This window comes from Paraburkholderia mimosarum LMG 23256 = NBRC 106338 (genome assembly GCF_000739815.1).
In the GTDB taxonomy this organism is placed as follows: Bacteria; Pseudomonadota; Gammaproteobacteria; order Burkholderiales; family Burkholderiaceae; genus Paraburkholderia; species Paraburkholderia mimosarum.
In genome coordinates this window covers 1-5,413 of sequence record NZ_BBJJ01000160.1, presented here as the reverse complement: position 1 = coordinate 5,413, position 5,413 = coordinate 1, and the positions used below count along the sequence as shown (strand labels likewise).

3 protein-coding genes and 2 pseudogenes are annotated in these 5,413 nt (G+C 59.7%); all 5 read right to left on the bottom strand.

The features are described from left to right. Window positions 1-995: 995 nt before the first annotated feature. Window positions 996-2,657 (bottom strand): NRAMP family divalent metal transporter, encoded by a 1,662-nt coding sequence (locus BMI01S_RS35720; RefSeq protein ID WP_028232962.1) that lies wholly within the window; start codon window positions 2,655-2,657, stop codon window positions 996-998. A gap of 107 nt (window positions 2,658-2,764) precedes the next feature. Continuing rightward, window positions 2,765-2,914 (bottom strand): hypothetical protein, encoded by a 150-nt coding sequence (locus BMI01S_RS42255; protein WP_167334452.1) that lies wholly within the window; start codon window positions 2,912-2,914, stop codon window positions 2,765-2,767. Window positions 2,915-4,111: 1,197 nt separating this feature from the next. After that, a pseudogene (locus BMI01S_RS41580) lies at window positions 4,112-4,249 on the bottom strand (DDE-type integrase/transposase/recombinase); the annotation flags it as partial. A gap of 222 nt (window positions 4,250-4,471) precedes the next feature. After that, on the bottom strand, window positions 4,472-5,092 hold the full coding sequence (locus BMI01S_RS35710) for a group II intron maturase-specific domain-containing protein (protein WP_042292696.1): 621 nt from the start codon (window positions 5,090-5,092) through the stop codon (window positions 4,472-4,474). Window positions 5,093-5,117: 25 nt separating this feature from the next. Beyond that, window positions 5,118-5,413, bottom strand: a pseudogene (locus BMI01S_RS42250) (hypothetical protein); the annotation flags it as partial.

Sequence of the window (5,413 nt, the reverse complement as noted above, 5' to 3'; positions counted from 1 at the left end):
TGCGAACCGCCACCTGTTCCGGCCTGGATGGGCACGTGACGGGCCGCATTTTCAATAATTTGTGCATGAGTCTGATCGCCCAGACCTGCGTACCTCAGGTAGTTCAGTAATATGGTGCGGGCTGGAACGTCCGATGTGTTCAAGCAAGCGCGGCGGCAGGATTTCCATCCCGAACGCAGCGGCATCTCCTCGATCTCTCAGCGCTGCCAGCGAACAGGCGCGAAGCCAAATCGAAGGATCCAGTAACGAAGCACAAAATTCCCGAAGCTCGCCCCCAAAGTCCTTCTTCGAGTGCGGCGAACGTGCGTCCCGCAATCCACGCGGTAACCTCGTATGGCTATGAGCGCGCATAAGACCTCCTCGTCGATATGTCCGGTACATGCTTTAGCCGCTATTGCCGCCTCCTCGGCCTCACCGGACCGGAGAGTCTCGATTCCGGAATGAGGCCTGAAGCGAACTTGTGCGAATTGCTTTGTTTTACAGCTATCACGACTCTACCTGCAGGCGCTGCAGCAGCGCACGGCCAGAATCCGTTAACCGCACGATGATCAACCCAGGCGCACGGTCCTGGGCTTCTATAAGCCGCCGAGTCTGCAGTGCTCGCATGTTCGGGTCGAGTGTCTGCACCCGCATCTCCCCGTTCGCCAGCGTTAGCAGCGTCCCAATTTCATGGTGGCTAAGCATTGAAGTCCCCCAAATCAAACACGTCAAGGACGCAGCGAGAAAGCTCCTTCACAAGCCTGTTCGCACCACGCTTAAAAGGGTTTTTAAGAGGAACACCCTGATGACTCTGGATTGCGGGCGACTCGCCGTCTTCGTAACTTCGACTTGCTTCAGACACCGGCGAGGGAATTCAATGAAGCGGGAATTAGAGCACAGACGGTTTTCCAGCAGGTCGAAGGTGCAGCATGTATGTCCACGTGTATGCGCGTGCACTCCAATTCGTGCGCCGCGCGTTCCTGAAATCGGGCAGACGTGCGCCTGTCCCATTTGCTTTAGTGGATGGCCATCTGCACGACCTTCACGATGACGAGACCCACTGCGACGACGAGGTAGGTGCGCAGCACGCCCATCCACACGCGAGTCGACAACGTCAGGTGCTGCGGCGCCGGCAGGTCGTCGAGCGGTGGCATACGCCACGTGTTGCGCAATGCCTTGAGGGCTGGCTTGTTGAGCGCCGGAGCATCATGGTTGACAGCCTTACCGCGCGCCTTGCGCGAGAGTTCCACCGCGGCATACACGGCGGCGGCAAGTCCACATCCACCCACGAGAATCTCGACGATCGCCGCACCGCTGAGGTCCGGAAATACGGTGGCGGACGTCAGGATGATCGACAGCACGACGAGCACGGCAATCACTGCACCCGTGAACACGTTCAGTTTCTTCGAATTCACCCACGGGCCAAGCACCGCCTTGTCGTTGCACAACAGCAGCAGGAACACCGTTGCGCTCGGCAGCAGCACGCCAGCGAGCGTCTGCACAGCCTCGGTCAGGAGGCCGAGCGGGCTGCCGGGCATCAGCACGAGGGCGGCAGCGAGCGCGATGATGCCGAAGTAGACGAGATAGAAGCCCTTCGCGTCGAGCACGCTGCGGTGCAGCGAGTGCTTGACCTTGAAGACATCGCCAATCGCATAGGCCGTCGAGAGCGAGACGGCGGCAGCGCCGATGATCGACGCGTCGAGCAGCGCCACGGCGAAGATCGTGGCCGACGTCTGTCCAACGTATTTGTGCAGGCCGGCAATCACGCCACCCGCGTCGGTGAAGTTGCCGAACTCGGGCTTGCCGTCAAAGAGCGCGGCGGTGAAGGCCATCATCGCCACAGCGCCGACGATCACGAACGCGATACCGATCCAGAGGTCCGCCTTTTCGTACTTCATGAAGCGCGGCGTGATGCGCTTGTCGATCACGTAGCTCTGCTGGAAGAACAGTTGCCACGGCGCGACGGTCGTGCCGACGATGCCAATCACGAGGAGCATCACGTCGGAGAGCTTCGAGTTCGCCGGCCAGGTCGGCACGAAGAAGTCGCGCGCGATGACGCCCACAGGCGGGTGAATCGAGACGAGCACCGGGATCAGCAGCAGACTCAACAGGCACAGCACGATCGCGAAGCGTTCGAAGCGCCGGAAGTCGCCCGTACTGACCGCCGCCATCGTCAGAACCGCGGCAATGCAGACGCCAAGAACCTTCGAGACGCCGAGAAAGTCGAGTGCAAACGTAATGCCGATGCACTCGGTGACGATCGTGAGCCCATTGAGCAGGAAGAGATCTATGACGCTGAACGCACCCCAGAACTTGCCGAAGCGTTCGAAGATAAGGCGCGCGTGACCGACGCCGGTCACGGCGCCCAGGCGCAGTACCATTTCCTGGTTCACGTAGAGAACCGGGATCAGCAGCGCGAGCGTCCAGAGCAGCGACGTGCCGTAGTTCTGCCCCGCCTGCGTATAGGTGCCGAAGGCGCCGGCGTCGTTGTCGCCGATCATGACAATGAGACCGGGGCCGAGGATGGCGAGCAGCGTGCGCAGGCGAGCCATCCAGTTGCTGCGCGGGGCGGTATCGTGGTGCGCAATGGTGCCGAGGGCGCCTTTGATATCGCCCACGTGCGCTTCGTCGAGCACGGCACTGCGGCGCTGCGCGATGTTTGCTGGAGTGGTGGACATTTTTTACTTATTCCTTAGCAGTGGTTTTTGAAATTGATGATACATGCAGTGAGACTGGCTGCCGCCTGCTGGTGCAGTGGGCACGCAGTCGGCCACGCCAGGCCGCGTCAGCGGGCGAGCTGCTTGAGCGCCGTCCAGATGGCAGCGACTACGCCGGTCGATGCGTTCGAACGGGCATCGAGCGCGAGCATGCCGTTGTAATGCGCGCGAGCTTTTTCGACGTGTGGGAGCTGCGAAACGAGGAGTGCGAAGTGCATGGTGATTCCTCCAGTAACTTGAAACGTGGCGCCTTTGACCAGGCCTGCTCTCGTTTCAGTTCACGCGCGCCGAAGCGCTCGGGCGTGATGGAGGAACGTGTGCGGCCAGATGTCAGGCGAAGTCAGCGGCGTTCGGCGAGAACGCCTGATGTGTCGTACAGGAACAAGGCTCAGGTTCGGGCATCGTGAGCTCCTTTTTCATTTGGGTCCGGTTCATGTTTGACGGACGTGTTCAACCGCACGCTGGACCGGGCACGCAATTGCGTGCGCGAAAACGGCGTGAACGAGCGGCGGCGCGAGCCAATGGCTCGACGCGCCGGGTCGTGTTGACGAACGTGCGTGACAGCACGCGCGTCAACGACGGCGGCCAATCGAAGAGATGCGCGGGAGAAACTGCGGAAGCTACTGCGGCGCGCACCGTCTGCCTGCTGGCAGGACGGCGGCTAAGGAAGAATCCAGGCGGGCGTCGTGCCGGTCAGGCAGTAAAACGATTCGAAGGTCGACTACTACAACTGTCCAAGGCAAATGCCCCTTTCGTGGAAACACGCGAATTCTAGTGACGACGCGCAAGCCGAGTCAACGACTGTTTCAAAGATTTTTCTTTCGAATCTGTTACTCCCGTGTATGCAAATCATTCGCATAACTCTTCGTTTCGCATCCATGCAGTTGAGACCGTTGCCCACGGTGTGCGTTCTGTATCTCTATTGAAGCTACTAAGCACTGCGTGGCAATTTCTGCTTGCACGTTCACAGAGGGCACGCATAGAATCCGCCCTGTCTTAGAAACAGGAGAGTCCTTCGTGGACGCAAGCCCTGGTAGTCGATCTTGTACACCGGCCTGTGCCGGCACCCAGACTGCAATCGCGCGTTAGCGACGCCGGACTTTCCTTCCTGCCGCTGACTCCGATTGCCGGGTCAGCGCGCTTCTTCTGGACCGCCCGTGCGGTCCGTCTTTAGCTCGCTCCCTTTTTTGCTTAAGAACACCGACAGCGCTTGACTGTGCTCACGGCGTGTCGCTTATCGAACGTTGCCCGGCCTGGCCGGGCTCGACGGGAGTTGAATCATGCATATCGAACGCTTTCTCCGCGTCTCACGCACTTACCTGCGTGCGACGCTGGCCGTCCCACCGCGCCGCGAACCTGACGGACCCAGCCAGCTCTGGCAGCCCACGAGCGCCCGCCCAGGCCAGGCAGTGCAACGCGTACAAGGCCTGCTCCAGTGCGTCCAGAACGAAGTCCGTGCGCGCCGAACTTGACACACGCCAGCCGACAATGCGTCGGGCGAACACGTCGATGATGAACGCGACATAGACGAAGCCCTGCCAGCTCGATACATAGGGGTGAGTAGGCTGGGGGAGTTTCACCCCCAGCCTCTCGCAGGTAGGGTCGAGAACTGGCGTGCGCACCTGTAGGCGTCGGTGGTGATTCCACCGCTTTCGCGATGGCCCGCAATCCGGCAACCATGGTCACGTTTCCAGCTCCCGCCACGTCGAACGCAGCGGGCCGATTTCCGGCACTACGCTTTCCTGTTTGCTTCATGTCAAGATTTATGGGACCTATCATGCTGGGCGCGCTTTCGGTGCGGCAGCACGACGAACACGATAGCCGTTGAACAGCTTCAGTTCCTCATACAACCAGCGCCTACTCCACCGCTTCCAGCCGAAGCCCCGTCGATTCCGGGAGCGCCCCATATGGCGCCGGATCTTCTTTTCTACCCAGTCTTTGATGAAGCTGAAGCACTCGCTGGAATGTCCAACAGCGAAGTAATTCACCCAACCGCGTAGCACCGGATTGATCAGTTCAACCACCCGATCTACCGGCTGCGACTGGTATCGCCGAAACACCTCCTTGAGCTTGCGCAATAACGCCGTGCGCTTCTTCAGCTTTGGCGTATAGTGCGCCCGCCACACCCGCCTCTGTACGCTGCGGAGTCGACGGAAGTCGAACCCCAGAAAGCCGAAGCTCTCTGCGCGGTCTAGATTAACGGTGCGGCTCTTTTCTTCATTGACCTCGACCTGCAGTTTGGCAAACTCTTTCCGAAGACGCGTGGTCACCGCCCTCAGCAGCCACGCATGGCGCGGATGGGCATCGATCAGCACCACCAGATCGTCAGCGAATCGGGCATACTCGACGTAGGTGTACTTCCCGTTGCGCGTGGCTTCTTTCGCCCGCTCCAGCATACGGTCTACCTCAGTGAGATAGATGTTACTGAGCAACGGTGAAATTACGCCGCCTACAATGTTGCATACTTTTCTCTCCTGCGTCTGAGTCGGTCGAATTTTCGCTGCCGCGAACTGGCGGTTGCGGATCGACACGGAACACGACGACGATCTCGTCTTTGTGGATTTCTACGCGCTTGACCAGGCCCAGAACGATCTTGCGTTTCGTTTCAAGATCAATCGCATCCAGCTTTTCAGTGACGGCGGCTGCAAACGGATCTGTCGCAATAAGGCGGTCTGCTATGCTGACGGACTTTAATGCGTGACGTGATCGATGACCGA

Excerpts from the sequence above, each read along its gene's own strand:
- BMI01S_RS35720 (WP_028232962.1), bottom strand. The coding sequence starts at position 2,657 with ATGTCCACCACTCCAGCAAACATCGCGCAGCGCCGCAGTGCCGTGCTC.
- BMI01S_RS42255 (WP_167334452.1), bottom strand. The coding sequence starts at position 2,914 with ATGCACTTCGCACTCCTCGTTTCGCAGCTCCCACACGTCGAAAAAGCT.
- BMI01S_RS35710 (WP_042292696.1), bottom strand. The coding sequence starts at position 5,092 with ATGCTGGAGCGGGCGAAAGAAGCCACGCGCAACGGGAAGTACACCTAC.